Genomic DNA, 26046 nt, shown 5'->3' on the forward strand with positions numbered 1-26046 from the left:
GAGGCAAGCCGGGAACCGCAACCACATCCGCGCCCCGCGGAGCGTTACGCTTCGCCGCATGAGCGAGATCTTGGTCGACCGCACAGACGACGGAGTCGTCGTCCTCACCCTCAACCGCCCGGACCTGCGCAACGCCATGACCGACACCATGACGGCCGAATGGCGCGAAATCATGACAACCCTGGCCGCCGACCGCGACCTGCGCTGCGTCGTCGTCACCGGAGCGGGAAGCGCGTTCTCCTCGGGCGGTGACCTGTCATGGATCGGCGAGCGGGGCGCCGAGGCCGTGCCGCCGCTGCGCGACCGCATGCTCGCCTTCTACCGCACCTGGCTGATGATCGCCGACCTGGAGGTGCCCACCGTCGCTGCGGTCAACGGCCCCGCCGTCGGCGCGGGCCTGTGCGTGGCCCTGGCCTGCGACCTCGTCTACGCCGCCGACGACGCCAAACTGCTGGCCCCCTTCACCCGGCTCGGGCTCCACCCGGGCATGGCCGCCACCTACCTGCTGCCCAGAAGAGCCGGTACGGCACTGGCCCGGGAGATGCTCCTGACGGGCCGTCTCCTTACGGGTACGGAAGCGGCAGATAAAGGCTTGGTAAATCAATCTTTCCCGAAGAATGACCTTCTCTCCGAGGTTTCGGTCATCGCCAAGAAGATCGCAGAGATGGCTCCAGTCGCCACCCGCCTCACAAAGGTCGCCCTGAACCAAGACCATCAAGACCTGGCAGCCGCTCTGAGGTGGGAATCCTTGGCCCAGCCTGTGACCATGGCCTCATCCGACCTGCTGGAGGGCCTGGCGGCGCATCGGGAAAGGCGCATGCCCAAATTCACCGGCTCTTAATCATCTGACCAGCGAAAACAACGTCCACCCTCTGTGGAATTTCGCCAGTCTCGGCTAACGTGCTTATGTGCCCCCCGAGACAGTCGAGGTCCGTCGCAGTTCTCGTCGCCGGCGTACGGTCTCCGCCTACCGCGACGGCGACAAGACGATCGTGCTCCTGCCTGCCTGGCTGAGCGGCGAAGACGCGGATGAATGGGTGAGCCGGATGCTCGACCGGCTGGCCGCCAAGGAAGAACGACGAAGGCCGACCGACGAGGCCCTGCTCGAACGGGCGAGGGAACTGTCGGTGAAGTACCTCAACGGCCGGCCCGACCCCGTGAGCGTTCGATGGGTCGACAACCAGCAGCATCGCTGGGGCTCCTGCACCCCGGAGAACGGCACGATAAGGATCTCGACCCGGCTCAAGGGCCTGCCCGAGTGGGTCATCAACTACGTCATCATCCACGAGCTCGCGCACCTGATCGTGCCGAGCCATGGCCCGGGGTTCTGGGCGCTGGTAGAACAGTATCCGAAGGCGGAGCGGGCGCGCGGGTTCCTCGAAGGATTCTCCGCGGCGGCCCACACGGCACCGGAGGAGTGTTGACGCGCATCGTCGCCGTCCTGGTACGCGGCCGCATGGCCGAAGCGGCGCCCCCGGCGTCGATCCACGGCAGTTCCTGGAGGCCGTGGCCGAGGACACCTACGAAATGGTCGCCGGTCTGGAGTTCGTCACCCCGGTCCTGATCACGGCCGTCCCCGGCCTCGACGACATCGTCTGGCCCGGCACGGAGATCATCACGATCGACGAGGACGAGCCGCTGCGAGCCGTCCTCGGCCGCCTGTCCGGCGACCAGGCCGCGGTGATCAACGCCGACGCGCCCGACCTGCCCTCGCTGCTGGTCGGCAAGCTGTTCAGGGAGCTGGGCCGGGCCGAGATCACCGTCTGCCCGGCGGCGGACGGCGGCGCGGTGGCGCTGGCCTGCTCACTGCCGCTCTCCGCCTGGGCGGACCCCGACCTCGACGCCCCCGACGTCGTCGCCGTCCTCAGAGCTCAGGCCCCGGGCCCGCGCAGGGTCGCCACGATCTCCGGATGGCACCGCCTGCGCACGCACGACGACGTCGAACGCCTCGACCCGGGCCTCGAAGGCTGGGACAACACCCGAGCCCTGATCGCCGGCCGCTGACCCTCCGTCAGGGCACGGTGAGCTCGGCCAGCACGGCCCGGTGGTCGGTGCCCGGCACATCGCGCACGCTGACCTCCCTGACGCCCACCCGCTCGTCCACCAGCACGTGGTCGATGGTGATGATCGGCGGCACCCGCTTGTTGGCCGGCCACGTGGGGATCAGCCCCGCGCCCACCTGGTCGGCCGCGTCCTTGTACCCACGGGCCAGCAGCCTGCGCAGCGAGGCGTGGTCGAGCGAGGCGTTGAAGTCGCCGGCGAGGATCCGCACGGTTTCGCCGCCGGCGGAAGGAAGGCTGGAGAGCGCCTCGTTCCAGTTGACCACGTTGGGGCCGAGCGGCGGGTAGGGATGGACGTCGACGAACTCGATCGGCTTCCCACCCGGCAGCGACACCATGGCCGCGGGCATCTTGTGGCCCACCGGAGGCACAACGTCGTCGAGCGGCTGGAGCGGGTGCCTGGAGTAGAGGCCGCTCCCGCCGGCGTCCCATTCGTCCTCGAGCACGCGGTGGGGCATGAGCTCCTTCAGGCCGGCCGCGTCCATGTCGGCCACGGCGCCGGGGGTCAGCTCCTGGGTGCTCAGCACGTCGGGCCCGAACTCGCGCACCAGGTTCACGATCACCTGCGCGTCCGCCTTGCCGAACAACATGTTGATGGTCATGACCTTGAACGGCCTGCCGGTCGTGGCCTCGGCCGTGCCCAGCGCGCGGGGCAGGACGCTGAACCCGAGCGCGGTCGTGGCGAGCAGCGCGACGGCTGTCGCGGCCCGCTTGCGCCCGACCGCGGCGATCAGGAGGGGGACCAGGGACCCGGCCGCCGCGTACGGCGTCGCCGTCATGAGCTGCGTGGGCAGCGAACCTCGTTCCAGCCCGGCCACCCTGGCCACCGCCCAGGCCGCGAAGGGTGTCACGGCCAGCCAGGTCAGGAGGTTGCCGGGCAGCTTCCGCGGCTTGCGGGCAGGCGTCACGATCGTGCCGCCAACGGCAGATGTCTCCACGCGGCCCCCCTTGGAACGATGCGAAGGACTCTAGCCGAGCGAACGCGAGCGCGAGCCGAGCGCGGCGCGTCCGCGTGCGGCCAGCCGGCGCGTGGCCTCGTCGGACAGCTCGGGGATCTCGTCGACGGGGAACCAGCGCAGGTCGAGCGACTCGTCGCTCATGACGGCCTCGGCGCCAGGAGGGGCCACGGCCGCGTACTCGACGTCGAGGTGCCAGCTGCGCGGCGGATGGCACCAGACCTCGTGCTTGTCCACGGCCAGCGGGCCGGGCAGCAGCTCAAGTCCGGCGATTCCCGACTCCTCGGTGGCCTCGCGCAGCGCCACCGCCTCCAGCGTGGCGTCGAAGTCCTCGCAGTGGCCGCCCATGGGCAGCCACTGCCCGGCCTTCGGATGCAGCGTGAGCAGCACCCGGGCGCCGTCGTGGCTGAGCACGGCGGTGGTGGCCGTCAGGTGGCCGGGTGCGCACGCGCGCCACATGGCGTCGTCGTACGTCCGCAGATGGCCGAGGAACTCGACGCGCAGCGCCTCCTCCTCGGGGGTCGGCGCGGTCCAGGAGGACAGCACCGCCACCGCGTCGTCGTGCAGGGTCACCGGCCGCCGTCCTGGTCGCCGTTCTCGTCGTCGGGCTTGGCCTCCAGCTGGGAGATGTCCCAGGCGGCCTCGCCGCGTACGAACGCGTCGGGGTCGTCGAGGTCTTCGGCCGTCGGCATGAGGTCGGGGTGGCCCCACAGGGCGTCGCGCCCGTCGACGCCGCGCTCGGTCTCCAGCGCGCGCCACAGCGCTGCGGCCTCGCGCAGCCGCCGGGGCCGCAACTCCAGCCCGACCAGCGTGCCGAACGTCAGCTCCGCGGGCCCACCGGTCGCCCGGCGCCTGCGTACGGTCTCCGCCAGCGCGACCGCCGAGGGCAGCTTGCCGTCGGCGGCCCGGTCGACCACCGTGGCCACCCACCCCTCGACCAGGGCGAGCATCGTCTCCAGACGGGCCAGGGCGGCCTTCTGCCGCTCGGTCTCCTCGGGCTTGAGCAGCGCGCCGCCGCTCAGCGCCTCCTGGATCGCCTCGGGGTTGTTGATGTCGAGCCCGCGGATCTGCTCCTCCAGCGCGGAGGTGTCCACGGTGATGCCCCTGGCGTATTCCTCGACGGCCCCGAGCAGGTGCGAACGCAGCCACGGGACGTGCTGGAACAACCGGTGGTGCGCGGCCTCGCGCAGCGCCAGATAGAGCCGGATCTCGTCGGCGGGGATCTCGAGGCCCTCACTGAAGGACGAGATGCCGCCGGGCAGCAGCGCCGCGGTGCCGGACAGCGGCAGGCCGATGTCGGTCGTGCCGATCACCTCGCGCGCCAGCGAGCCGAGCGCCTGGCCGATCTGCTGACCGACCATCATGCCGCCCATCTGCTTGAGCATGCCCATCAGCGGCCCGGCCATCTGCTGGGCCTCCGGAGGCAGCCCGGAGCCGCCGAGCGCGCCGCCCATGGTCTCGACCATGCGTTCGGCCACGGGCTCGCAAAGCTTCCGCCAGACGGGGACCGTGTTCTCGATCCACTCCGACCGGCTCCAGGCCTGCGGGTTGGACACGCCGCTCGGCAGCGTCGTCGCCTCGTTCAGCCACAGGTCGGCCAGGCTCAGCGCCTCGACGATCTGTCGGCGCTCGCCTTCCATGACGCTCGGATCGCCCTGGGCGACCACGGCGTGTCGTGCGATGTTCTTGGCCATGTCCCAGTTGACAGGGCCTGAACCCTGGGGCGCCGACAACATGTCGGCGAACTGGCGCATCGCCTGAGCCATTTGCTCAGGGTTGCCGAACATGGCGAACGGGTTCTCGTTAGGGTCGTTTTCGCGACCTGGCAGGTCAGTCACCGCTCTACCTCGTGCAGGATGGAGGAGTCCACATCCGCCACGTTAGTCGTCCTACGGCGGATCAGTGCAAAGTGAGGACCTGGTGCCTACCTCGAAACGCCCGCGTCAACCCGTCGTCGCCGTCACCGGCGCGGCCTCCGGCATCGGCCGCGAGTTGCTCGTGAGGCTCGCATCCTCCGCGGATTTCCGCAGAGTGGTGGCCATCGACGAGGAGCGCGGCGACATTCAGGAAGCCACGTGGAGAGTGATCGACGTACGGGATCCGCTCTTGGCGAACCGGATCTCCGACATCGACGTCCTGGTCCATCTGGCCGGTGACTACGCCGTCGACTCCGACCCGGGGGAGCGGCGCGCGTACAACCTCAGAGCAGCCCAGACGGTGCTCACCGCCTGCGCCGCCGCCCGCGTGCGGCGGGTGATCCTGGTCACCAGCGCCATGGTCTACGGCGCCGCGGCCGACAACGAGGTCCCCCTGCCGGAGGACTCCCCGGTGGCCGCCGAGCCCGACACCGGCGTCGTGGGCGACTACCTGGAGATCGAGTCGCTGGTCCGCAGGTCGCTGCGCAGCCACCCGGGCCTGGACGTCACGGTGCTGCGCCCGGCGGCGGTCGTCGGTCCGGGCGTCGACACGGTCATCACCCGGCACTTCGAGTCGCCGAGGCTGCTCACGGTCAAGGGCTGCAACCCCAACTGGCAGTTCTGCCACATCGACGACCTCATCTCGGCGCTGGAGCTGGCCGCCAAGGGGGCCGTCACCGGGGTGGTGGCCGTGGGCTCCGACGGCTGGCTGGAGCAGGAGCAGGTCGAGGAGCTGTCCGGGATCCGGCGGTTCGAGCTGCCGGCCGGGCTGACGTTCGGCACCGCGCAGCGCCTGCACCGGCTCGGCATCACCCCGGCCCCCGCCACCGACCTGCACTATGTCGTCTATCCGTGGGTCGTCGACTGCTCGGCGCTGCGCGAGGCGGGCTGGAAGCCCGCGTGGACCAATGAGGCCGCCTTCCGGCAGCTCCTCGAGCTCCGCGAGAACAGGACCACCGTGGTCGGCAGGCGGCTGCCGGTCAAGGAGGCCACGCTCACCGCGGCCGGCGCGACGGTGGCCGTCATCGGCACCGCGGCGATCGTCCGGCAGGTCCGTAAAAAGCGTCGCCAGTAGGAACGTGAGGTTAGGCTCTTTCCGTGGACGTCATCCGGTTGCTCGGCATTCGTGACACCCCGTTGTCCGTGGACGAGGTGCTGGCCGCGGTGGGAGACCACGCGGCGGGCGGCACCGCGATCTTCATCGGCACCGTGCGCGAACAGGACCACGGCAAACCCGTGACCCGGCTCTCCTACTCCGCCCATCCCTCGGCGCCCGACGAGCTGCGCCGGGTGGCCGAGAAGGTCGCGGCCGACTTCCCGGTCACCGCGATGGCCGCCGTCCACCGGGTCGGCGACCTGGGGCTCGGCGACACGGCAGTGATCGTCGCCGTGGCCTCGCCACACCGCGACGAGGCGTTCAGGGCCTCACGCAGGCTCATCGACGACCTCAAGGCGGAGGTCCCCATCTGGAAACACCAGGTGTTCGCCGATGGCGAGACCGAGTGGGTCGGCGCCTGCGAATAAGCTCATCACCATGTCACGACGCGTCCTCACCCTGCTGCTCGCGGGCTTCTTCGTGCTCGCGCTGGGCGTCCTGGGCGCGTTCCGGCCGGTCCCGTACGTCGTGCTGAGTCCCGGCCCCACCGAGAACACCATCGGCGAGATCGACAAGAAGCCGGTGATCTCGATCAACGGCCGGCAGACCTATCCCACCAGCGGCGCGCTGAGCCTGGTCACGGTGGCCTACCAGGGCGGCCCGGCCGCCCAGATCGACCTGCTGACCGCGTTGCGCGGCTGGATCGACCCGACCGTGGCGGTGGTCCCGCAGGAGACGATCTTCCCGCCCGGCCGCGACGCGAAGAAGGTCGACGAGGAGAACGCGGTCGAGATGACCAACTCCCAAGACTCCGCCAAGGCCGCCGCGCTCAACGAGCTCAAGATCCACTACGACCGGGTCGTCACGGTGCTGTCCACCGAGAAGGGCAAGCCCGCCGACGGCAAGCTGCAGAAGGGCGACCAGATCAACGCGGTCGACGGCAAGCCGGCCACCGACTCTCAGTTCGTCGGAGACACCGTCAAGGCGCACAAGCCAGGCGAGACCGTGACCTTCAACGTGACCAGGGGCAGCCAGAAGCTCGACGTGTCGCTGCAGCCGATCGCCAGCAAGGACGGCAAGCCCCTCGTCGGTGTGCTCATGCAGGAGAAGTTCAAGTTCCCCTTCGACGTCGAGATCAACGTGGGCGACGTCGGCGGGCCGAGCGCCGGGCTGATGTTCTCGCTCGGCATACTCGACAAGCTGACCCCCGGCGAGATCACCGGCGGCAAGCGCATTGCCGGCACCGGCACCATCGACACCGAGGGCCAGGTCGGGCCGATCGGCGGCATCGCCCAGAAGATGGTGGGGGCCCGCAACTCGGGCGCGACCATCTTCCTCACCCCCGCGGACAACTGCGCGGAGGCCATGAAGGCCGTGCCCGACGGCTTGCGGCTGGTCAAGGCCGACACGTTGCACGACGCGGTGCTCGCGCTCGACGCGCTGCGCACCGGGAAGGGCAATGTGCCCGCTTGTGAGGCCGGATGAAACTTCCGGCGAGCGTCGTGCGTTAGCCGTACGGCTGGCGCTGCAGTGTAAGTTGCCAGACACGGACCGTTTCTTCATCACGACGAGGGGTTGGCCTTGAGCTTCCGGACCCCAGGGGCCGGCAGGGCGATGCGCTTGCCACGCCGGCCGCGGCTGCTTCTGCCTGTGGCCATCGCGCTGGTCGCGATCGTGGCCCTGTTTTTTCTCTTTTCTGGGATTTATACCGACTACCTGTGGTTTGACACGACCAACTACACGTCGGTCTTCTCCGGGGTGCTGCTGACCCAGATCGTGCTGTTCCTCGTCGGAGCGGTGCTCATGGTCGGCATCACGGGCGGCAACATGCTGCTGGCCTTCCGCACCCGGCCGATGTTCGGCCCCGCCGTGTTCGGCGGCGGCAGCGGAGCCGACCGCTATCGCATGGCGCTCGACCCCCACCGCAAGCTGATCTTCATCGTCGGCATGGGCCTGCTCGCGCTCTTCTCCGGCTCCTCGTTCGCGGGGCAGTGGAAGACGTGGCTGCAGTTCGTGAACGGAGCCTCGTTCGGCAAGAAGGACGAGCTGTTCGGCATGGACATCTCGTTCTTCATGTTCGACTACCCGTTCATCAGGATGGTGCTGAACTTCCTGTTCACCGCCGTGATCATCTCGATCGTCCTGGCCACGATCACCCACTACCTCTACGGCGGTTTCCGGCTGCAGTCGCCGGGCGTGCACGCCTCCAGGGCCGCGCGGATCCACCTTTCCGTGCTGCTCGGCGTGTTCGTCCTGCTCAAGGCCGTCGCCTACTACATCGACCGGTTCGGTCTGGTCTTCTCCGACCGCGGCTACGTGCACGGCGCGTCCTACACCGACGTCAACGCGGTGCTCCCGGCCAAGAACATCCTCGCGATCATCGCGTTGATCTGCGCCGCGCTGTTCTTCGCCGGCGTCGTGCGCTCCGGCGGCATGCTGCCCGGCGTCTCGTTCGGCCTGCTCGTGCTCTCGGCCATCCTGATCGGCGGCGTCTACCCGGCGTTGGTCGAGCAGTTCCAGGTCAAGCCCAACCAGCAGGGCAAGGAAGCCCTCTACATCGACCGGAACATCCAAGCCACCCGATCAGCCTACGACGTGCAGAACGCCGAAGTGATCGACTACAACGCCCAGGCCGACCCGACCAAGGTCAGCGCCGGCGGCGACGAGTCGGTGACCGGCGTGCGCCTGCTCGACCCGGCGCTGGTGTCGTCCACGTTCGAGCAGACCCAGCGCATCCGCGGCTTCTACGGCTTCCCCGACCAGCTCGACGTCGACCGCTACCCCGGCAAGGACGGCAAACTGGTCGACCACGTGGTCGGCGTCCGCGAGCTGCTCGGCCCGCCCGCGCCCCAGAACAACTGGATCAACCGCGCGCTGGTCTACACCCACGGCTACGGTTTCGTCGCCGCGCCGGGCAACCAGGTCGACGCGGGCGGTCTGCCCGCCTACGACAGCAAGGACATGCCGGTCACCGGCGACCTCGCGGCCTCGACCGGGCTCAAGGAGTCGCGCGTCTACTTCGGCGAGAACCCCGGCTCCTCCGAGTACGTCATCGCCGGCGGCAACCCCAAGACCCCGCAGGAGCTCGACTACCCGGTCTCCGGCGGCCAGACCGGACAGCAGAACACCACCTACACCGGCAAGGGCGGCGTGCCGATCGGCTCGGCACTCAACCGGCTCGTCTACGCCGCCAAGTACGGCGAGATGAACATCCTGTTGTCGGGCGACGTCAACGACAACTCCAAGATCCTCTACGTGCGCAACCCGCGGGAGCGGGTGGAGAAGGTCGCGCCGTTCCTGACCCTCGACGGCAACGCCTACCCGGCGATCGTCGACGGCCGGATCACCTGGATCCTCGACGGGTACACCACCTCCAACGCGTACCCGTACTCGCAGAGCGAGAGCCTCGGCGACATGACCCGCGACCTGGCCACCGACCGCCGCGTGGTCGCCCAGCAGCCGCAGGACGAGATCAACTACATCCGCAACTCGGTCAAGGCCACGGTCGACGCCTACGACGGCACGGTCACGCTCTACGCCTGGGACGGCAACGACCCGGTGCTGAAGACGTGGTCCAACGCCTTCCCCGGCACGATCAAGCCCGCCTCGCAGATGACCCCCGACCTCCAGGCGCACATCCGCTATCCGGAAGACCTGTTCAAGGTGCAGCGCTACATGCTGTCGCGCTACCACGTCACCAACGCGGCCGCCTTCTACAGCGCCCAGGACTTCTGGAACATCCCCAGCGACCCGTCGCAGGGCAACCAGTCGGTCAAGCAGCCGCCGTACTACCTGACGGCGACGATGCCCGACGAGTCCGAGCCGTCGTTCTCGCTGACCACGACGTTCGTCCCGAGGGAAGGCCCCAACCTGGCGGCCTTCATGGCGGCGGGCTCCACGGTGGGCAAGGACTACGGCAAGCTGCGCATCCTGCGCATGCCGTCCAACACCACGGTCCCCGGCCCCGGTCAGGCCCAGAACAACTTCCAGAACAAGTTCTCGGGCGAACTCGGCCCCCTCGGCCTCGGCCAGGCCAACGTCAGGTACGGCAACCTGCTGACCCTGCCCTACGCGAACGGCCTGATCTACATCGAGCCCGTCTACGTGCAGACCAAGGCCGGCACCGGCCAGGAGCCGTACCCGATCCTGCGGCGGGTGCTGGTGGCGTTCGGCAACAAGGTCGGCTCGGGCGACACCCTCGACCAGGCGCTGGAGCAGGTCTTCGGCGGCGAGCAGCAACAGCCGAACACCCAGCCCCAGCAGACCACGCCCAACCAGACGAACACGTCGGCGATGAACACCGCCATCTCCAACGCCCAGAAGGCCTACGAGGACGCCCAGAAGGCCCTCCAGGCCAGCCCCCCGAACTGGGACGAGTACGGCAAGGCGCAGAAGCGGCTGGAGGAGGCGCTGAAGCAGATCGAGAGCGCCAACGCCAAGCCGGCGGCCACCCCGTCGCCCTCGGCCTCTCCCTCCGCCTCACCGTCGGCGACGCCGTCCGCGTCACCGCCGGCCACGTCCACACCGACGCCGACACCCTCGGGCACACAGGCGGGAGGCACCACCTAGCCCATTCGGTTTGCGCCCGCCCCCCGTCGCCGATAGTCTTGAGAAGCAAGACAGCGACGCGGGGTGGAGCAGTTCGGTAGCTCGCTGGGCTCATAACCCAGAGGTCGCAGGTTCAAATCCTGCCCCCGCTACCAAGATTCGAGGTCCTGGCCGACGGCCAGGGCCTCGTTGCTTTTTCAGCGGCCCCGCAGGTCCCATCCGGCATCGTCCGTCTCAAGAAACTCGAATGGTCGCCGTTGCCCTCCTGCACGCCCCCCGACCCCTGGGCGCCGGTGGCGTTGTAAAGAGGTATCGGGCGGCGCCAGGAGCCGAGCCTTCGTGTCCGCCCAGGTCATCGGCCCACATGGGCAGCATGAGACCCATGGTTACGTCGCTGACGCGCCCGGACAAGCCTGGCCGGGTCGGAGGACTCCGGAAGGGCGGTATAGTTGATAACAACACACCGACGCGGGGTGGAGCAGTTCGGTAGCTCGCTGGGCTCATAACCCAGAGGTCGCAGGTTCAAATCCTGTCCCCGCTACCAATCCGAAGTCCCCGGTCGCCACACGGCGACCGGGGACTTCGTCGTTTCCGGACAAGTCTTGTCCTGCGGCCGCAGGTGCTGATTACATGATTACATGACGGAAAAAGACGTCCCGACCATCTACGAGTGGGCGGGCGGGACCGAGGCGTTCGAACGGCTGACCGCGACGTTCTACCGGACCGTACTCAAGGACGACCTCATCGGGCCGCTGTTCGCCCACATGGACCCCGACCACCCCAAATACGTCGCCATGTGGCTCAGCGAGGTCTTCGGCGGCCCTGAGCGGTACACCCACGAACGCGGCGGATATTCCCACATGCTCGCCCACCACCTGGGCCGGGCCATCACCGAACCGCAGCGCCGCCGCTGGGTGAACCTCCTCATGGACGCCGCCGACGAGGTCGGCCTGCCCGACGACCCCGAGTTCAGGGCCGCGTTCGCCGGCTACATCGAATGGGGCACCCGGCTGGCCGTGCACAACTCCCAGCCCGGCGCGACCCCGCCTCCGGAGGCGCCGGTTCCGCACTGGGGCTGGGGAGTCGCTCCGCCATACCAGCCGTAACCTGGAGGAATGGGAAGCACGTCGCGCGGGCGGCTGCGGGTCTACCTGGGTGCGGCGCCCGGCGTCGGCAAGACCTACGCCATGCTCAGCGAGGCACGACGGGCCAAGGAACGCGGACGTGACGTGGTCGTGGGCCATGTCGAGACCCACGGCCGCGACCAGGTCGCCCGCCTGCTCGACGGGCTGGAGATCGTGCCGGGGCGCACCGTCGTCCATCGCGGCGCCACGTTCACCGAGCTCGACACCGACGCGGTCATCGCCCGCCGCCCCGCGGCCGTGCTGGTCGACGAGCTCGCCCACACCAACACGCCCGGTTCCCGGCACGCCAAACGCTGGCAGGACGTCCAGGACATCCTGGACGCCGGCATCGACGTCGTCTCCACGCTCAACATCCAGCACCTGGAGTCTCTGCGCGACGTGGCCGAGCAGATCACCGGCCTGCCGCAGCGGGAGACCGTCCCCGACGATCTCGTCCGGCGGGCCGACCGGCTCGAACTCGTCGACATGTCACCCGAGGCCCTGCGCCGCCGCCTCGCCCACGGCAACGTCTACCCGCCCGAACGCGTCGACGCCGCCCTCGCCAACTACTTCCGCGTCGGCAACCTGTCCGCTCTGCGGGAGCTCGCCCTGCTCTGGGTGGCGGACCGGGTCGACCGGCAGCTCATCGCGTACCGGGCCGACCATGACATAGCGGGCACCTGGGAGGCCCGCGAACGTGTCGTCGTCGCCCTCACCGGCGGCCCTGAGGGCGACACCCTCGTCCGCCGCGCCGCCCGCATCGCGGCCAGGACCAAGGGCGCCGACCTGCTCGCCGTGCACGTCACCCGGGCCGACGCCCTGTCCACCGCGAGCGACCCGGCCAACCTGGTACGCCAGCGCAAACTCGTCGAGGACCTCGGCGGCACCTACCACCAGGTCGTGGGCGACGACATCCCGCGCGCGCTGATCGCGTTCGCGGACGGCGTGAACGCCTCGCAACTCGTCCTCGGCGCCTCCCGGCGAGGACGGCTCGCGCAGCTGCTCACCCGCGGCGTGGGCATGACGACGGCCACGCTGTCCGGCTCGATCGACGTGCACATGGTCCCGCACGAGGCCGTCAGCGGAAGCTCCCGCCGGCCGCCGTCCGGGGGAGCGCTGACACGTCGGCGCAGGGCGGCCGGATGGGCGCTGACCCTGGCCGCCATGCCGGCGCTCACCGCCGTGATCGCGCCGCTCGACCTGAGCCTGCCCAGCGAGATCCTGCTCTTCCTGCTGCTGGTGGTCGGCGTCGCGCTGGTGGGCGGGATGTGGCCGGCGCTCACGGCGGCGGTGCTCGCGTTCGGGCTGCTCAACTGGTTCTTCACACCGCCGGTGCACACCCTGACCATCGCCGAGCCTGAGAACGTGCTCTCGCTGGCCATCTTCGTCCTGGTCGCCGCCATGGTGAGCACGGTCGTGGACCTGGCCGCCCGGCGCAGCAGGGAAGCGGCCCGGTCCAGGGCGGACGCCGAGGTGCTCTCCACACTGGCCGGACACGTGCTGCGCGGGGAGTCCGCGCTGGCCTCGCTGCTCGGGCGGTTGCGCGAGACGTTCGGGCTGACCGCGGTGACCCTGCTCGAAAGGGACGATCCATCGGATGACTGGCGCATCGTCGCCACGTCCGGCGGCCCCCCGATCACCACCCCGCCCGCCACCACCCCGAACCACACCGGCCCGGATGGCGGGAGCGACGTGGTCACGATCGACGACCGGCTGGTGCTCGCGACCCGCGGCCGGCTGCTCGACGCCAGCGACCGCCGCGTCCTGGAGGCGTTCGCCGCAGAGGCCGCCGTCGCCCTGCGCCAGGAACGCCTGCGGGAGGCGGCCGAGCGCGCCGAACCGCTGGCCGAGGCCGACCGCATGCGCACCGCGTTGCTCGCCGCCGTCGGCCACGACCTGCGCACCCCCCTGGCCTCGGCCATGGCGTCCGTGGAGAGCCTGCGCAACACCGACATCATCTGGTCCGACGACGACCGCGCCGAACTGCTGGCCACCGCCGACGAGTCCCTGATCAAACTGAACCGCCTCGTGGCGAACCTGCTCGACATGAGCCGTCTCCAGGCCGGCGTCCTGGGCGTCACATTGCGGCCCGTCGCCGTCGAGGACGTGCTGCCACGCGCCATCGACGACCTCGGCCCGCTGCGGGACCGGGTCAACAGTGACGTCCCGGCCGACCTGCCGGAGTTCCAGGCCGACCCGGCGCTGCTCGAACGCGTCCTGGTGAATTTGATGGCCAACGCCGTCCGCTACAGCCCCGAAGCCGAGCCCGTGCTCGTCGCCGCGAGCTGGCACGGCGAACATGTCGAACTGCGTGTCATCGACAGGGGGCCAGGAATCCCCACAGAAGCGCATGAAAGGGTGTTCATGCCCTTCCAGCGACTCGGCGACCGCGACAACCACACCGGTGTGGGCCTCGGCCTCGCACTCTCGCGCGGCCTCACCGAGGCGATGGGCGGCACGCTGCTCCTTGAGGACACCCCCGGAGGAGGGCTCACCATGACGGTTTCACTGAGGAGGGCCCTGTGACCCGCGTGCTCGTCGTCGACGATGAGCCCCAGATCCTGCGTGCTCTGCGCATCAACCTGGCAGCCAGGCACTACGAGGTCGCGGTCGCCCCCGACGGCGCATCGGCGCTGCGCCAGGCCGCCGACTGGCATCCCGACCTGGTCGTCCTCGACCTCGGCCTGCCCGATCTCGACGGCGTGGAGGTGATCCAGGGGCTGCGCGGCTGGACGAAGGTCCCGATCATCGTGTTGTCGGGGCGAACCGACAGCACGGACAAGGTGGACGCGCTCGACGCCGGTGCCGACGACTACGTCACCAAGCCGTTCGGCATCGACGAGCTGCTGGCCCGCATCCGCGCGGTGACCCGCCGCACGAACCAGCACGAAGAGGAACCCGCGACAGTGCGGCTGGGCGATCACGTGATCGACCTCGCAGGCAAGACGATCTCAGGTGGCGTACGGCTGACGCCGACGGAGTGGCACTTCCTGGAGATCCTGCTTCGCAATCCCGGCAAACTGATCAGCCAGCGGCACCTGCTGACCGAGGTGTGGGGCACCGGCTATCTGAAGGAGACGCACTACTTGCGCCAGTACATGGCCCAACTGCGCCGCAAGCTCGAACGCGACCCGGCCCACCCCGTGCACCTGCTGACCGAGCCCGGAATGGGATACCGGTTTCAGCCCTCCTGATCCCTGACCAGGACGACCGCCTTGAGCACGGCCCACCCGAGCAGCAAGGCCCCGAAGAGCACCTGAGCGGCACGCACCCACAGGGAAGACGTCTGGTCCGCATAGATCACAACACCGATCCACATCAGACCAAATATCCCGACCAGGATGATTGCCGACCAGTTCAGCCCACGTTGCCACATAAGCGCAGTCTTACAGCCAGGTCGCCAAGGCCAGGTATGGCCACAGTCCTCATCCGGTCGAAGCCTTGAGCCCCTGAGGGATCAGCCCTGAGCGATCAGTGGCTGGGGCCGGCCGGTTCAGCGGGGGAGCGTCCGGTGCGCACCGACGCACCGCCGCAGGCGCATCCCGCGCATCCGCACAACCGGCGGCTGTTGCTGTTGCTGCCCCTCCTGCATGCAGGCGAGCAGCGCCTCAGCCGTACGGGCGTCGGACAGGATCTGCTGCACGGCGTCCTCGTCCTCGGGCAGCTGACCGCGCTCGGCCAGCTCGCGCGTGAGGAAGGCGAGCGGGTCGGGCGCGCCGACCATGTCCGCGGCCACGGTCGTCCGCGCCGCCGTGAGCAGCCGCAGGTAATGGGTACGCAGGACGGCCTCGCGCACGCGTGCCTGTTCGAGGTCGTCGATCAGGGTCCTGGCGATGCGCAGGAGGTCTCCCGCATGGGTCGCCGGATCGGCGAGAAAGGCACGGATGTCGTCGAACTCCGAGCGGGTCATGGCGGGCACCTCCGAGAGCGCAGTCTGCTCGTGGCTACCTTCGTACCGAGGGGCGATTGCGGATGACTTGCTGACCGCTTGACTTCGGGTGTCGTACGGGCGGCGATGACCAAGGTTTGAAGATCTTGTGGCCAGGGAAGGACCCTACGATTACCTGTGTGGCGCGAACTAGGTGCGGGAGACTGCTAGAGTTGCTTCGCGCAGGGCGGCCGAGGGGCTCGCAAGAGCCTCAACAGAAGCCCGGCAAATCCCACTTCCTTCTGGTTCATACAAGACGGTTCAGAGCGGTCTGAATGAGCTGGTAAGTTGGAGGGGTTGTCCCGGAAGCGGGGCGCGACTTAATTCCAGCAGGTCGAGCAAGTCCGGTCAATTTGACAGAGACTTGAACGGCTGAAAGAATTAAGACACAACGAAAGAACGCAAGACGAAATGAACGCCTCTGAACGAGGATCCGGGATCGGGTTCTGGTGAGGAAGTACGCGTCCGTTTCTTGAGAACTCAACAGTGTGTTAAAAGCCAGTGCATGAAACACATGCATAACCCCGTCCAAATCTTCGGATGGACGGATTCCTTTTTGGTTGGGTTCAACCACTTTTCCAAGCATTGTTTGGAGAGTTTGATCCTGGCTCAGGACGAACGCTGGCGGCGTGCTTAACACATGCAAGTCGAGCGGAAAGGCCCTTCGGGGTACTCGAGCGGCGAACGGGTGAGTAACACGTGAGCAACCTGCCCCTGACTCTGGGATAAGCCCGGGAAACTGGGTCTAATACCGGATACGACCGCCTCCGGCATCGGGTGGTGGTGGAAAGTTTTTCGGTTGGGGATGGGCTCGCGGCCTATCAGCTTGTTGGTGGGGTAGTGGCCTACCAAGGCGACGACGGGTAGCCGGCCTGAGAGGGCGACCGGCCACACTGGGACTGAGACACGGCCCAGACTCCTACGGGAGGCAGCAGTGGGGAATATTGCGCAATGGGCGAAAGCCTGACGCAGCGACGCCGCGTGGGGGATGACGGCCTTCGGGTTGTAAACCTCTTTCAGCAGGGACGAAGTTGACGTGTACCTGCAGAAGAAGCGCCGGCTAACTACGTGCCAGCAGCCGCGGTAATACGTAGGGCGCAAGCGTTGTCCGGAATTATTGGGCGTAAAGAGCTCGTAGGTGGCTGGTCACGTCTGCCGTGAAAGCCCGCAGCTTAACTGCGGGTCTGCGGTGGATACGGGCCGGCTAGAGGTAGGTAGGGGCAAGTGGAATTCCTGGTGTAGCGGTGAAATGCGCAGATATCAGGAGGAACACCGGTGGCGAAGGCGGCTTGCTGGGCCTTACCTGACGCTGAGGAGCGAAAGCGTGGGGAGCGAACAGGATTAGATACCCTGGTAGTCCACGCTGTAAACGTTGGGCGCTAGGTGTGGGACCCTTCCACGGGTTCCGTGCCGGAGCTAACGCATTAAGCGCCCCGCCTGGGGAGTACGGCCGCAAGGCTAAAACTCAAAGGAATTGACGGGGGCCCGCACAAGCGGCGGAGCATGTTGCTTAATTCGACGCAACGCGAAGAACCTTACCAAGGTTTGACATCACCCGGAAAGCTCTGGAGACAGAGCCCTCTTCGGACTGGGTGACAGGTGGTGCATGGCTGTCGTCAGCTCGTGTCGTGAGATGTTGGGTTAAGTCCCGCAACGAGCGCAACCCTTGCTCCATGTTGCCAGCACGCCCTTCGGGGTGGTGGGGACTCATGGGGGACTGCCGGGGTCAACTCGGAGGAAGGTGGGGATGACGTCAAGTCATCATGCCCCTTATGTCTTGGGCTGCAAACATGCTACAATGGCCGGTACAGAGGGCTGCGAAACCGTGAGGTGGAGCGAATCCCTAAAAGCCGGTCTCAGTTCGGATTGGGGTCTGCAACTCGACCCCATGAAGTCGGAGTCGCTAGTAATCGCAGATCAGCAACGCTGCGGTGAATACGTTCCCGGGCCTTGTACACACCGCCCGTCACGTCACGAAAGTCGGCAACACCCGAAGCCCGTGGCCCAACCAGCTTGCTGGGGGGAGCGGTCGAAGGTGGGGCTGGCGATTGGGACGAAGTCGTAACAAGGTAGCCGTACCGGAAGGTGCGGCTGGATCACCTCCTTTCTAAGGAGCATCGGCTCTGGGGCATCGTCTCCGGGGTCCACGCTGTGACTGCAGGCGAATGTTCTGCACACGGCAGCTCATTAGTGGAGCACTGGCTACTCGGCACGGCGTGATCGCCGACCGGCTAGTACCGCCTCGTAAGAGGAGTGGGAACGGCGGTTGTGGGGTTACGAGGTGTCGGACACACTGTTGGGTCCTGAGGAAACGGACTGTTTGTTCGTTGTGACCTCAGTACAGGGCCACTGAAGCACCGGAAACGTTCGGTGTGGATGTGGTTGCTGTTTGTTGTTTGAGATTTGCATAGTGGACGCGAGCATCTTTGTGGCCAAGTTTTTTAGGGCACACGGTGGATGCCTTGGCATCAGGAGCCGATGAAGGACGTGGGAGGCTGCGTTAAGCCTCGGGGAGTCGCCAACCAGACGTTGATCCGGGGATGTCCGAATGGGGAAACCCAGCACCAGTCATGTGGTGTTGCCTCCGCCTGAATGTATAGGGCGGTTGGTGGTAACGCGGGGAAGTGAAACATCTCAGTACCCGTAGGAAGAGAAAACAACAGTGATTCCGTGAGTAGTGGTGAGCGAAAGCGGATGAGGCTAAACCGGGCGTGTGTGATAGCCGGCAGGCGTTGCATGTCCGGGGTCGTGGGACCCTCTGGTGATTTCTGCCGAAGCCACAAGAAGTGATAAACCTTTGAGGTAGTCGAAAGCTCTGGGAAGGGCTGCCGTAGACCGTGAGAGCCGGGTAGGCGAAATCTTGAAGGCTTCTTGAGGGGATCCCAAGTAGCACGGGGCCCGAGAAATCCTGTGTGAATCTGCCAGGACCACCTGGTAAGCCTAAATACTCCCTGATGACCGATAGTGCACGAGTACCGTGAGGGAAAGGTGAAAAGTGCCCCGGTGAGGGGTCGTGAAATAGTACCTGAAACCGTGTGCCTACAAGCCGTAGGAGCTTACAGGAGCTTGTCTTCTGTGTGATGTGACTGCGTGCCTTTTGAAGAATGAGCCTGCGAGTTATGGTGTGTGGCGAGGTTAACCCGTGTGGGGGAGCCGTAGCGAAAGCGAGTCTGAATAGGGCGTTTGAGTCGCATGCTGTAGACCCGAAGCGGAGTGATCTACGCATGGGCAGGTTGAAGCTCAGGTAAGACTGGGTGGAGGACCGAACCCACCAGGGTTGAAAACCTGGGGGATGACCTGTGTGTAGGGGTGAAAGGCCAATCAAACTCCGTGATAGCTGGTTCTCCCCGAAATGCATTTAGGTGCAGCGTCGCGTGTTTCTTGCCGGAGGTAGAGCTACTGGATGGCCGATGGGCCCGACAAGGTTACTGACGTCAGCCAAACTCCGAATGCCGGTAAGTGAGAGCGTGGCAGTGAGACTGCGGGCGATAAGGTTCGTAGTCGAGAGGGAAACAGCCCAGATCACCGACTAAGGCCCCTAAGCGTGTGCTAAGTGGGAAAGGATGTGGAGTCGCAGAGACAACCAGGAGGTTGGCTTAGAAGCAGCCACCCTTGAAAGAGTGCGTAATAGCTCACTGGTCAAGTGATTCTGCGCCGACAATGTAGCGGGGCTCAAGCACACCGCCGAAGTCGTGGCATTGACAGAACATTGTGTCTGTTGATGGGTAGGGGAGCGTCGTGCAGCCGGCGAAGCAGCAGAGTGATCTAGTTGTGGAGGCTGTGCGAGTGAGAATGCAGGCATGAGTAGCGAATCGAGGGTGAGAAACCCTCGCGCCGGATGACCAAGGGTTCCTGGGGCAGGCTAATCCGCCCAGGGTAAGTCGGGACCTAAGGCGAGGCCGACAGGCGTAGTCGATGGACAACGGGTTGATATTCCCGTACCCGCTTTAACGCGCCCATATCGAACCTCGTGATGCTAAGAGTCCTTAACTCGCCTAAAGCCTTCGGGCTTGGGGTCAGAGTGAACGCTCGATCCGATCGGGTAGTAGGTAAGCGATGGGGTGACGCAGGAAGGTAGTCCAGCCCAGGCGATGGTTGTCCTGGGGTAAGCATGTAGGGCGGAACGTAGGCAAATCCGCGTTCCATATAGCCTGAGATGTGATGCCGAGCCGATTGTGGTGAAGTGGATGATCCTATGCTGCCGAGAAAAGCCTCTAGCGAGTGTTGTGGCGGCCCGTACCCTAAACCGACTCAGGTGGTCAGGTAGAGAATACCAAGGCGATCGGGTGAACTGTGGTTAAGGAACTCGGCAAATTGCCCCCGTAACTTCGGGAGAAGGGGGACCTCTGCTGGTGATGAGTCTTGCACTCGGAGCTGGTGGGGGTCGCAGTGGCCAGGGGGAAGCGACTGTTTACTAAAAACACAGGTCCGTGCGAAGTCGTAAGACGATGTATACGGACTGACGCCTGCCCGGTGCCGGAACGTTAAGGGGACCGCTTAGTTGTGGTGACACAGCGAAGGTGAGAACTTAAGCGCCGGTAAACGGCGGTGGTAACTATAACCATCCTAAGGTAGCGAAATTCCTTGTCGGGTAAGTTCCGACCTGCACGAATGGCGTAACGACTTCCCCGCTGTCTCAACCGCAGACCCGGCGAAATTGCACTACGAGTAAAGATGCTCGTTACGCGCAGCAGGACGGAAAGACCCCGGGACCTTCACTACAGCTTGACATTGGCGTTTGGAGCGTCTTGTGTAGGATAGGTGGGAGACTGGGAAGCTCGGACGCTAGTTCGGGTGGAGTCATTGGTGAAATACCACTCTGGTCGTTTTGAACGTCTAACTCTGGTCCGTGATCCGGATCGAGGACAGTGTCTGGTGGGTAGTTTAACTGGGGCGGTTGCCTCCTAAAAGGTAACGGAGGCGCCCAAAGGTTCCCTCAGCCTGGTTGGCAATCAGGTGTTGAGTGTAAGTGCACAAGGGAGCTTGACTGTGAGACTGACGGGTCGAGCAGGAGCGAAAGCTGGGACTAGTGATCCGGCATCGGCGTGTGGAAGCGGTGTCGCTCAACGGCTAAAAGGTACCCCGGGGATAACAGGCTGATCTTCCCCAAGAGTCCATATCGACGGGATGGTTTGGCACCTCGATGTCGGCTCGTCGCATCCTGGGGCTGGAGTAGGTCCCAAGGGTTGGGCTGTTCGCCCATTAAAGCGGTACGCGAGCTGGGTTTAGAACGTCGCGAGACAGTTCGGTCCCTATCCGCTGCGCGCGCAGGAGACTTGAAAGGAGCTGTCCCTAGTACGAGAGGACCGGGACGGACGAACCTCTGGTGTGCCAGTTGTACCGCCAGGTGCACGGCTGGTTGGCTACGTTCGGAAGGGATAACCGCTGAAAGCATCTAAGCGGGAAGCTCGCCTTGAGATGAGGTCTCCCACCACGTTTGTGGGTAAGGCTCCCGGTAGACGACCGGGTTGATAGGCCGGAGGTGGAAGCACAGTAATGTGTGGAGCTGACCGGTACTAATAGGCCGAGGACTTGACCTCAAAGCTTTTGCTCGCGTCCACTAGGCAATTCTGAGACAGCAAACAGTTCTGTTTGTTTGTTTCATAGGGTTACGGCGGTTATGGCGGGAAGGAAACACCCGGTTACATTCCGAACCCGGAAGTTAAGCTTCTCTGCGCCGATGGTACTGCACTCGGGAGGGTGTGGGAGAGTAGGTCACCGCCGGACAATCTTTCGAAGAGGCCCCACACGGTTCGTGTGGGGCTTCTTCGCGTTTGGGGGAGGGTTCCGGGTTGGGGTTTCGGCTTCGGTCGGGGCCCCTTTCTGCATGTCCGGGGTTTTTCATTGTCCGGGTGCTGTCGCGGGGGTGCACTGGAGGCTGCGGGCCGGCCCTGGGGACTGCCTGGTGGACCGCTGTGGATCGGGCCCGTGGATCTGGCCCGTGGATCGGCCCCTGGATCGGCCTGTGGACCGCGTCGCAGGGTGCGCTGCAGCAAGCAAGGCGCAGGCACCGCTTCGGCGACTCCCAATCGGTTCCACCTCTAGTCAGTCCGAGCCCGCCCACTTAGAAGGAGACTGAGGGGCCGGGCCCGGCCTCCGGGGAGAATGATGGGGTCGTATCCGAATCCTGGGCCGATGCTTCTCTGGGCTCGTCCTTGGGTCGCCCCTACGTCTCCGCTGAATGTCGACACTCACTCCGCGCCTGCGCACGGCGGCGCCAATCCCGCGCCCGCAGACAGACTTCAGGTGTCACCAGCCCGCAGAAGCTGGAGATCTCCTCGTGCAGGTGACGTGATGGCACCTCGAGCAGGCGCTGGGTGTCGGGGGATGTGGGGGCGTCGCGGCCTGCGGCACGTAGCGCATCTTCGGCACACGCATTCTGGGTACGCCACCGCACTTTCAGGCTTCTCAGACACGCAGGGCGTCGCAGCCGGCCAAGCCCGAGGTGCGGAGGGCTGATCTCGGTGGGCCGTCGATTCAAGAGCGGTGCTGGGTGGTTCTGGTGTTGGCAGCAGTGAGTTGGGGGCTGGTGTGGTTCTCAGGAGCAGCCCGGTGGGGAGTCTGGTTGTTAGCCGGATGCCCTTGCGGTGTAGCTCCGCGATCGGCAGGGGGCTTTGTGGGCTGGCAGGTTGCGTGCGTGAGGGGCGGGTTGTGGGGGCCGTCAGTGACTCTGCTGCGTGGGAAGGTCCGAGAATGTCATCAAGCGGGACTGTGGAGAGAGCTGTCCTGAGGGGAGAGACCCGTGTCGGTGAGAGGTCGACTGTTGGGGCTGGTCCGGGGCCCGACCGGGAGGCTGTGGGGCCCGATGGTGGTGGGCGAGTGAGGGCGGATGGGGCTTGGGAATGGCGGTTCCGGGGTTACGGGGATGGCGAAAAGCTCGGGTTGCAGGGATGAGGGCGCTGTGGGGAGTGGCAGGGCTGGGGTGGTGTGCAACGTGGCCGGGGGTGGAGGTTGGGGGAGATGAGAGAAGGGCCTCACGCTGGGTGCGTGGGGCCCTTCTGTTGTTGCGAGGTCAGTCGGATTTGGTGTTGACGTAGGTGATGGCGTACTTGGTGGCTACGGAGGTCCAGGGGACGGTGATCACTACGCCGTTGCGTTCGAAGACGCGGGCCTTTTCGGCCTCGGTGCCGTACTTCTGGGGGAGGGTGGCCAGTTCGGTGGCCTTGCCGGTGGCGGCGTCCAGGCGGATGAGGCGGGGGGCCAGGTCGCGGCGGTCGCCGGTTTCGACGGCCAGCAGGCCCTGGTCGTCGGCGCGGACGTAGGTGAGGATCGTGTCGTGGGTGCCGGACGACTCCCACAGCTGCTTGCCGGTCTTCAGGTCGTAGGCGAGAGCCTTGTTGCGGGAGCGCATGCTCTGCGGGACGTTCTCCGGGAACGTGGCCAGGTAGAGGCGGTCGCCGTGGATGGTGTAGCGGTGCTGTTCGAACAGGCCGTTGACCAGGGCCACGGTGTTCATGGCGAGCATGTCCACCTCGGGGGTCTTGAACTCGGTCACCTTGGTGGCGGCGTCGGAGTAGACCGTGAAGTTGTTCTGGCCGCCGGACTCGCTGCGGATGATGGCGGGAGAGGCTGACAGAAGGCTGGTCATGAGGCTGAGCTGGCCCAGCGTGGCCTGCTTGGTGATCTTGCCGGTCTTGGGGTCGAGGTACTGGAGGCGGGTGCCGCCTCTGAAGGTGCAGTCGAGGATGACGGCGACTCGGGTGGGGGCGGTGTTGATGTCCTTCACATGGCAGCCGTCGTCGGCGGCCGCCGTGGCGTTCCACAGTTTGCGGCCGTCGGAGAGGCGGTAGGCGACCACCGCGTCGTCCAGCTCGGTGACGACCACGCCGTCGGCGCTCATGATGCGGGGGACGTTGATGGAGTTCGCGAGGGTGGACTTCTCGGCCGGGATCTTGATCTTCCAGGTGAGCTTGCCCGTGGTGGCGTCGATGCCGGCCAGGTGGTCGCACGAGTTGCTGCTGCCGTACGCGATGGCGGCCTTGCCGCCGGACAGGTCCGGGGTGGCGCCGCAGAGCTGGGCGCCCGGCGAGGGGATGCCCCAGGAGCGTTTTCCGGACGCCAGGTCGTAGGCCAGGACGCCGTCCTTCTGGGCGCGGATGACGACCTTGTCGGTCATCCAGCTGCCGAAGGCCAGGGCGGTGGTGAAGTCCCAGCTTCCGGCGTTGGGGAGGGGGACGTCCCATTCTGACCCGTCGCCGGATGCGGTGGTGCCGCCGGCGGTCGTGCCGGTGGTGGCGACGAACCAGGCGGTGCCCGTGCTGACGGAGAGGAGGACCACGGCCGCGCCGGTGGCCAGCAGGGCGGTCTTCCACTTGGGCCGGGGGCTCTGCTGCGGGGGTGCGGGATGGCCGCCGTACGGTGTGCCGCTGCCGGGTGCGGGGGGCTGCGGGGGTTGGCCGTAGGGCGACGGGGCGCCGGGCGAGGGATGGCTCGGCGGGTATGTGGGCTGGTTGCCCGTGGGCGGTGGGTACGTGGGTTGGTTGCCTGGTAGCGGGGGGTATGCGGCTGGGTTGCCCGTAGGCGGGGCGTACGCGCCTGCCGGGGGCTGGGGAGGAGGAGCGTAGGGGTTGGCGGGCGGTTGCGGGTAGCCCGCGGGTGGGTAGGCGGCTGGGCCCGTGCCTTGCGGGGGGTACGCGGCCGGGCTCTGGGGGCCACGGCTGCGCGGGCGGAGGGTAGGAGCCGGGGTTGGGAGCCGGCTGGCCGTACGGGTTGGGGGGTGGGGAGCCGTACGGGCCGGGTGGGGTGTTGGAGTGGTCGGTCATGGTTGTTCCCCGTTCAGGCCAGCTGCCCGCGGACGTACGACGCCCACTGCCGTTCGAAGTCCGCCTTGCGTACGCCCAGCACCTTGAACAGTGCCGCCTCGCTGTCGTCGCCCTTGGCCCGGTAGGCCGCGACCACCGCGCCGGTCAGCTTCTGCTCGCCGTACCGCTGGGCGATGTAGCGCATGGCCAGGTGTCCCATCAGGTAGTGCACGTTCGTCATGCCGTTGGCGTCCCATGACGAGTTGTCGGGGAGCCGTCCCGAGAATTGGGTGCTGAGGCGGCCGGCCAGGTAGGCGTGGCCTTCCTGGAAGCGGATGTTCTGGTTGATCGGGTGGCCGCGGTTGGCGGAGTACTCGGCGAAGCCCTCGACGACCCAGTTCGGCTTGCCGAAGAGGGAGAAGTCGGCGCTGTCCAGCCCGGCCAGGAGGGAGTGGGCCAGCTCGTGCGTGCTGATCTCCAGGATGCCCTCGGACGACCGGAAGAAGGACGAGGTGGTGTCCATGACCACCCGGGTGCCGCCGACCTTGACGTCGTCGCCCAGGGAGGCCCAGGCGAGCATGGGGATGGACACGCCCGCTTCGTGTGCCTTCTCCTTGCGGAACAGGTTGCCGAGCTGGCTCTGCCCCTCGACCAGCGCGACCACGAACCCGGCCGGGACGGGCGCCGTGGCGTCGCCGTTGCGCTTCCAGAAGTCCAGGTTCTTCTTCGCCGCACTGGCGACCATCGGGGCGACGCGCCTGGCCATGGCCGCGTCCTGGGGACGGGCCAGGACGATGCTCGCGCCCGCGCGGACCACGGCGATGTCGGGCCAGATGTCCCACGGGCCCGGGTAGTACATGGACTTGGAGCCCTCGCTCACCATGGGCGGCGGCGCGCCGTCCACCTTGGTGACGACCAGTGGCGCGTCCTTGGACGCCTTCTCCAGCGTCCAGCGGTACCACTCCGAGACCGGCCGCAGGTCGATGCCGGCGAACCGGTGGACGAACGCGACGTCCTGAGTGAACTTCAGGGCCCGCCCGAAGCTGTCCTCGGCGCGGCCCTCGCGGCGCATCACCTTGTACGACGCCTCGCTGAGCGGCACCTTGCGCAGGTTCGTGAACACCTTGCGCTGGTCGCGGACGAGCGCCGCGTTGTCCTTGTCGAAGATCGAGGTGAACGCGTCGGCGTTCCCGCTGCTCAGCGCCTTGCCGTGCTCGTAGACCAGCTTCTCGATCTCCTGGTCGGTGACGACCACGGCGTTCGGGTCGCCCTTGCCCGACGCCTCCTGCCGGCGCAGCGGGTCCTCGACGCCGCCGATGCGCCCGCGCAGGACGAGACCGACGCCGGCGCCCACGGCGATCGCCACCACGAGCGAGACGATGCCCATGGTGACCCAGAAGCCGGTCCGGCGTCTGGGCGGAGGAAGAGGATTGGGTGGAGGTGGTGGTGGCGGCGGCTGCATGGCCGGCCACTGTTGCTGCTGTTGCCCCTGATACTGCGGATAACTCGGCCCCGTTGTCACTTTTGCCCCGAGAGTGCTGGGAAACCCCGAAAGAGGGGAATCGTACCAGTGGCCACATCGCGCGTCTTCGCGGTGGTCGGGTTCTTTGTGGAGTGGTGAGAAGGTGAAGATGATTTCCGGTGACTCGTAGCGCGGTGTTGCCATTTTTCGTGATA

The 26046-nt window shown here is 66.5% G+C and carries 17 protein-coding genes, 2 tRNA genes and 3 rRNA genes; 15 read left to right on the top strand and 7 right to left on the bottom strand.

Annotated features, from left to right (window positions below; genetic code table 11):
• The first annotated feature begins 58 nt into the window (after positions 1 to 58).
• From ACNF49_RS10995 to ACNF49_RS11005, 3 genes are all read left to right on the top strand, one after another.
• Positions 59 to 841, top strand: coding sequence for an enoyl-CoA hydratase/isomerase family protein (locus tag ACNF49_RS10995; protein ID WP_482943603.1), 783 nt, complete (start codon positions 59 to 61; stop codon positions 839 to 841).
• 151 nt (positions 842 to 992) lie between these two features.
• Entirely contained in the window at positions 993 to 1424 is a 432-nt protein-coding gene (locus tag ACNF49_RS11000; RefSeq protein WP_482943604.1) for a M48 metallopeptidase family protein, read from the top strand.
• Between the two features lie 82 nt (positions 1425 to 1506).
• The gene (locus ACNF49_RS11005; protein ID WP_482943605.1) at positions 1507 to 2004 is read left to right on the top strand and encodes a DUF2064 domain-containing protein; all 498 of its coding nucleotides are present in this window, start codon (positions 1507 to 1509) and stop codon (positions 2002 to 2004) included.
• Between the two features lie 7 nt (positions 2005 to 2011).
• On the opposite strand, the gene ACNF49_RS11010 is transcribed toward ACNF49_RS11005, so the two are convergent.
• The 3 genes from ACNF49_RS11010 to ACNF49_RS11020 are packed head-to-tail and all read right to left on the bottom strand — an operon-like array spanning position 2012 to position 4803.
• Positions 2012 to 2998 (bottom strand): endonuclease/exonuclease/phosphatase family protein, encoded by a 987-nt coding sequence (locus tag ACNF49_RS11010; protein ID WP_357987313.1) that lies wholly within the window; start codon positions 2996 to 2998, stop codon positions 2012 to 2014.
• A gap of 30 nt (positions 2999 to 3028) precedes the next feature.
• Positions 3029 to 3589, bottom strand: coding sequence for an NUDIX hydrolase (locus tag ACNF49_RS11015; protein ID WP_357987310.1), 561 nt, complete (start codon positions 3587 to 3589; stop codon positions 3029 to 3031).
• Positions 3586 to 4803, bottom strand: a complete 1218-nt coding sequence (locus tag ACNF49_RS11020; protein WP_357987307.1) for a zinc-dependent metalloprotease — start codon at positions 4801 to 4803, stop codon at positions 3586 to 3588. The genes ACNF49_RS11015 and ACNF49_RS11020 overlap by 4 nt, the downstream gene beginning before the upstream one ends.
• Positions 4804 to 4933: 130 nt before the next feature.
• On the opposite strand from ACNF49_RS11020, the gene ACNF49_RS11025 reads away from it, so the two are divergent.
• The 9 genes from ACNF49_RS11025 to ACNF49_RS11065 all read left to right on the top strand — a co-directional run bounded on the left by ACNF49_RS11025 (position 4934) and on the right by ACNF49_RS11065 (position 14894).
• Entirely contained in the window at positions 4934 to 6007 is a 1074-nt protein-coding gene (locus ACNF49_RS11025) for an NAD-dependent epimerase/dehydratase family protein (RefSeq protein WP_498703808.1), read from the top strand.
• A gap of 23 nt (positions 6008 to 6030) precedes the next feature.
• Entirely contained in the window at positions 6031 to 6456 is a 426-nt protein-coding gene (locus tag ACNF49_RS11030; RefSeq protein ID WP_357987304.1) for a molybdenum cofactor biosynthesis protein MoaE, read from the top strand.
• A gap of 10 nt (positions 6457 to 6466) precedes the next feature.
• Positions 6467 to 7513, top strand: a complete 1047-nt coding sequence (locus tag ACNF49_RS11035; protein WP_482943607.1) for a YlbL family protein — start codon at positions 6467 to 6469, stop codon at positions 7511 to 7513.
• Positions 7514 to 7678: 165 nt separating this feature from the next.
• Entirely contained in the window at positions 7679 to 10597 is a 2919-nt protein-coding gene (locus ACNF49_RS11040) for a UPF0182 family membrane protein (RefSeq protein ID WP_482943608.1), read from the top strand.
• 57 nt (positions 10598 to 10654) lie between these two features.
• Positions 10655 to 10731, top strand: a tRNA-Met gene (locus tag ACNF49_RS11045).
• A gap of 312 nt (positions 10732 to 11043) precedes the next feature.
• Positions 11044 to 11120: transfer RNA gene (locus ACNF49_RS11050), tRNA-Met, on the top strand.
• Positions 11121 to 11214: 94 nt separating this feature from the next.
• Positions 11215 to 11682: a group II truncated hemoglobin gene (locus ACNF49_RS11055; RefSeq protein WP_482943609.1), complete on the top strand. Its 468-nt coding sequence runs from the start codon at positions 11215 to 11217 to the stop codon at positions 11680 to 11682.
• A gap of 9 nt (positions 11683 to 11691) precedes the next feature.
• Positions 11692 to 14226: a sensor histidine kinase gene (locus ACNF49_RS11060; RefSeq protein ID WP_482943610.1), complete on the top strand. Its 2535-nt coding sequence runs from the start codon at positions 11692 to 11694 to the stop codon at positions 14224 to 14226.
• Positions 14223 to 14894 (top strand): response regulator, encoded by a 672-nt coding sequence (locus tag ACNF49_RS11065; RefSeq protein ID WP_482943611.1) that lies wholly within the window; start codon positions 14223 to 14225, stop codon positions 14892 to 14894. The genes ACNF49_RS11060 and ACNF49_RS11065 overlap by 4 nt, the downstream gene beginning before the upstream one ends.
• Here ACNF49_RS11065 and ACNF49_RS11070 read toward each other — a convergent pair.
• Together ACNF49_RS11070 and ACNF49_RS11075 are read right to left on the bottom strand one after the other, a co-directional pair.
• Entirely contained in the window at positions 14882 to 15019 is a 138-nt protein-coding gene (locus ACNF49_RS11070) for a hypothetical protein (RefSeq protein ID WP_357987286.1), read from the bottom strand. The genes ACNF49_RS11065 and ACNF49_RS11070 overlap by 13 nt on opposite strands.
• Before the next feature lie 174 nt (positions 15020 to 15193).
• Positions 15194 to 15610 carry a hypothetical protein gene (locus ACNF49_RS11075; RefSeq protein WP_357987283.1) on the bottom strand — a complete coding sequence of 139 codons (417 nt, stop codon included), beginning with the start codon at positions 15608 to 15610 and terminating at the stop codon, positions 15194 to 15196.
• A 604-nt stretch (positions 15611 to 16214) separates the two neighbouring features.
• Between ACNF49_RS11075 and ACNF49_RS11080 the strand changes: the two genes are divergently transcribed.
• From ACNF49_RS11080 to rrf, 3 genes are all read left to right on the top strand, one after another.
• A 16S ribosomal RNA gene (locus ACNF49_RS11080) occupies positions 16215 to 17735 on the top strand.
• A 323-nt stretch (positions 17736 to 18058) separates the two neighbouring features.
• A 23S ribosomal RNA gene (locus ACNF49_RS11085) occupies positions 18059 to 21168 on the top strand.
• Positions 21169 to 21238: 70 nt separating this feature from the next.
• Positions 21239 to 21355 (top strand): 5S ribosomal RNA (rrf, locus tag ACNF49_RS11090).
• Together the 16S, 23S and 5S rRNA genes form the textbook arrangement of a ribosomal RNA operon.
• Positions 21356 to 22640: 1285 nt before the next feature.
• Here the strand turns inward: rrf and ACNF49_RS11095 are convergent.
• A complete protein-coding gene (locus ACNF49_RS11095) occupies positions 22641 to 23906 on the bottom strand; it encodes an outer membrane protein assembly factor BamB family protein (RefSeq protein WP_482943612.1) in 1266 nt (421 codons plus the stop codon).
• Between the two features lie 497 nt (positions 23907 to 24403).
• Positions 24404 to 25756, bottom strand: coding sequence for a hypothetical protein (locus ACNF49_RS11100; RefSeq protein WP_482943613.1), 1353 nt, complete (start codon positions 25754 to 25756; stop codon positions 24404 to 24406).
• Between the last annotated feature and the right edge of the window lie 290 nt (positions 25757 to 26046).

This window comes from Actinomadura sp. ATCC 39365, assembly GCF_054392275.1.

What these genes read in the sequence shown, in the direction of transcription:
- ACNF49_RS10995 (WP_482943603.1), top strand. Translation starts at nt 59, where the DNA reads ATGAGCGAGATCTTGGTCGACCGCACAGACGACGGAGTCGTCGTCCTC.
- ACNF49_RS11020 (WP_357987307.1), bottom strand. Translation starts at nt 4,803, where the DNA reads ATGTTCGGCAACCCTGAGCAAATGGCTCAGGCGATGCGCCAGTTCGCC.
- ACNF49_RS11035 (WP_482943607.1), top strand. Translation starts at nt 6,467, where the DNA reads ATGTCACGACGCGTCCTCACCCTGCTGCTCGCGGGCTTCTTCGTGCTC.
- ACNF49_RS11055 (WP_482943609.1), top strand. Translation starts at nt 11,215, where the DNA reads ATGACGGAAAAAGACGTCCCGACCATCTACGAGTGGGCGGGCGGGACC.
- ACNF49_RS11060 (WP_482943610.1), top strand. Translation starts at nt 11,692, where the DNA reads ATGGGAAGCACGTCGCGCGGGCGGCTGCGGGTCTACCTGGGTGCGGCG.
- ACNF49_RS11070 (WP_357987286.1), bottom strand. Translation starts at nt 15,019, where the DNA reads ATGTGGATCGGTGTTGTGATCTATGCGGACCAGACGTCTTCCCTGTGG.
- ACNF49_RS11075 (WP_357987283.1), bottom strand. Translation starts at nt 15,610, where the DNA reads ATGACCCGCTCGGAGTTCGACGACATCCGTGCCTTTCTCGCCGATCCG.
- ACNF49_RS11100 (WP_482943613.1), bottom strand. Translation starts at nt 25,756, where the DNA reads ATGGGCATCGTCTCGCTCGTGGTGGCGATCGCCGTGGGCGCCGGCGTC.